Below are 2,590 nucleotides of genomic sequence, written 5' to 3' on the forward strand. Positions count from 1 at the left end.
TGACCGCCTTCACGTCGGCCATTTCCGCCTTGATCATGAAGTACGCGCGCCGCCGGCGCTCACGGACGGCCATCAGCGTCGGCAGCCAGTCCAGGTAGCTGGTGTGGTTTTGGGCCAGCAAGGCGCCGCCGCGCGCGGGGATGTTTTCCAGGCCGTGATAGGTGAACTTGGTGCCCTGCATCGCGACCATCGGCGGGACGATCCATTCCCCCAACCGGTAAAACCCCTCGGGCATGCCTTCTCCTTCGCCTACTGCGGCGGGTGGTCGGCTTTTTTGGCCGATCGAGCCGCCGCCTCGGTGGCCTCCATGCGAGCGGCCTCGGCCGGGGTCGGCGCTCCGCCGCCCAGCCGGTGCGGCATCCAATACGCTCCGGGCTCGCCCGGATAGTGCTCTTGCGCCCGATGCAGCAAGGTGGTCATCGAGTCGCGCAGGGCAGCGTCGGTCTGCGCGATGTCTTCGCGCGCCCGAACCGGCGCGCCTACCTGCACAGTAATGGGTATCTTCGCGCGGCCCACATTCCGCGGGTGATCCTTGGTCCAGATTCGCTGCGCTCCCCAGACGATCACCGGCACGATCGGGACGTCCGCGTCGATCGCCATCCGCGCGGCGCCGGACTTGAACTCCTTGAGCTCGAAGCTCCGGCTGATCGTGGCTTCCGGATACACGCCCACCAGCTCACCTTCGCGTAGTCGCTGCACCGCCACCGCATAGGCGCCCGCCCCCGCGCCGCGGTCCACCGGGATGGTGCGGGTGTGCTTGATCAGGAAATTGACGGGCTTGACCTGCTGCATCTCGGCTTTGATCATGAACCTCAGCCGTCGTCCCCGGCGGTGCACGGCGAGGGCGGCGGGCAGAAAGTCGACATAGCTGGTGTGGTTGATCGCCACCACGGCGCCGCCCCGCTCGGGGATGTGCTCCTCACCGTTGAAGGTGATCCTGGTGCCGGTGGCCTTCACCAAAAGATGAGCCAGAAGCTCCAAGGCGCGGAAGGTCGGCTCCACCATCGATTACTACTCCGGCGCCCCTGCGGACCGGGCCCGCCGAGCCGCCCGGGCGGCCGCCTCCTCGGCCTCCAGCTGGGCCGCTTGCGCCAGGGACGGAGCGCCTCCGCCCAACCGGTGTGGCACCCAGAATTCGCCGGCCGGGTGCGGCCCGTACATCTCCTGCGCGCGTTCCAGGAGATGTTGCATGCGCGAATGCAGCAGCCCCTTGAGTTCCTCGATGCCCAACGTCGGCTCGATCGGTTCGCCGACCAACACCGTGATCGGAACCTTCGGACGCCACAGCTTCTTGGGGTGATCCTTCGTCCAGATCCGCTGGGCGCCCCAGACGATGTGCGGAACGATCGGCACGCCGGCCTCGACGGCCATGCGGACGGCCCCCGATTTGAATTCCTTGATCTCGAAGCTGCGGCTGATCGTGGCTTCGGGGTAGACGCCGACCAGCTCACCGTCCTTGAGATTCCGGACCGCGGCCTCAAACGACGCCGCGCCGTCTTGCCGATTGACCGAGATGTGCCGCAGGCTGCGCATGATCGGCCCGGTGATCTTGTGGTCGAAGACCTCCTGCTTGGCCATGAACCGCACCTTGCGGCCCAGGCCCTGCTTGTAGGCCGGCAATCCCGCGAAGGTGAAGTCCAGGTAGCCCGTGTGGTTGATGGCGATCACCGCACCGCCGCTTTTCGGCAAGTTCTCCACACCCGCGATCGTGATTTTCAGACCTTGGACGCGCCACACCAGGCGGGCGAGCTGAATGACAGTCCCGTAAACCGGTTCCACAGCACCTCAGCCTAATGCTCCCCGCCGTGCGCCGTCACCGGACGGCGGTGGCGGGCCGAGGGTGCCCGCTCGCGCTAAGCTCGGGGGCTGAAAAGCCGTCATCGGCGGCCGAGGCCGTAACGGCCTTCTACCGGCCCCAGGAAGGTATCAGTGCAGGTCACCAGCGTCGGCCACGCCGGATTTCTGATCCAGACCCAAGCGGGCAGCATCCTTTGCGACCCCTGGGTCAACCCCGCGTACTTCGCGTCCTGGTTCCCGTTTCCGGACAACAGCACCCTGGACTGGGACGAACTGGGTGACTGCGACTACCTGTATGTGTCACACCTGCACAAGGACCACTTCGACGCTAAGAATCTGGCCGAGCACGTCAACAAGGACGCGGTGGTGTTGCTGCCGGACTTCCCGGTGCCCGATCTGCGAAATGAGTTGCAGAAGCTGGGTTTTCACCGGTTCTTCGAGACCAGCGACTCGGTCAAGCACCGGCTCGGCGGCGCGGGCGGCGACCTTGACGTCATGATCATCGCCCTGCGGGCGCCGGCCGACGGCCCGATCGGTGACTCGGCTCTGCTGGTTTCCGACGGCGCGACAACGGTTTTCAACATGAACGACGCGCGGCCGGTGGACCTGGACGTGCTGACGTCCGAGTTCGGGCACATCGATGTGCACCTGCTGCAGTACTCCGGGGCCATCTGGTACCCGATGGTCTATGACATGCCGGCCCGCGCCAAGGAGTCGTTCGGCGTCCAGAAGCGGCAACGGCAGATGGACCGCGCCCGCCAGTACCTCGCCCAGGTCGGGGCGACGTGGCCGG

The 2,590-nt window shown here is 66.3% G+C and carries 4 protein-coding genes; 1 reads left to right on the forward strand and 3 read right to left on the reverse strand.

What is annotated here, in order from left to right:
• The 3 genes from A5652_RS11815 to A5652_RS11825 form a co-directional block, all read right to left on the reverse strand.
• A partial coding sequence (locus tag A5652_RS11815) for a 1-acyl-sn-glycerol-3-phosphate acyltransferase (RefSeq protein ID WP_197513927.1) occupies positions 1–235 on the reverse strand: 235 nt, incomplete at its 3' end.
• A 14-nt stretch (positions 236–249) separates the two neighbouring features.
• On the reverse strand, positions 250–1,005 hold the full coding sequence (locus A5652_RS11820; protein ID WP_067350907.1) for a 1-acyl-sn-glycerol-3-phosphate acyltransferase: 756 nt from the start codon (positions 1,003–1,005) through the stop codon (positions 250–252).
• Between the two features lie 6 nt (positions 1,006–1,011).
• A complete protein-coding gene (locus A5652_RS11825) occupies positions 1,012–1,779 on the reverse strand; it encodes a 1-acyl-sn-glycerol-3-phosphate acyltransferase (protein WP_067350910.1) in 768 nt (255 codons plus the stop codon).
• 150 nt (positions 1,780–1,929) lie between these two features.
• Between A5652_RS11825 and A5652_RS11830 the strand changes: the two genes are divergently transcribed.
• The coding region (locus tag A5652_RS11830) for an MBL fold metallo-hydrolase (RefSeq protein WP_197513928.1) at positions 1,930–2,590 on the forward strand (661 nt) is incomplete at its 3' end.

This window comes from Mycobacterium sp. 1165178.9, from assembly GCF_001673555.1.
In the GTDB taxonomy this organism is placed as follows: Bacteria; Actinomycetota; Actinomycetes; order Mycobacteriales; family Mycobacteriaceae; genus Mycobacterium.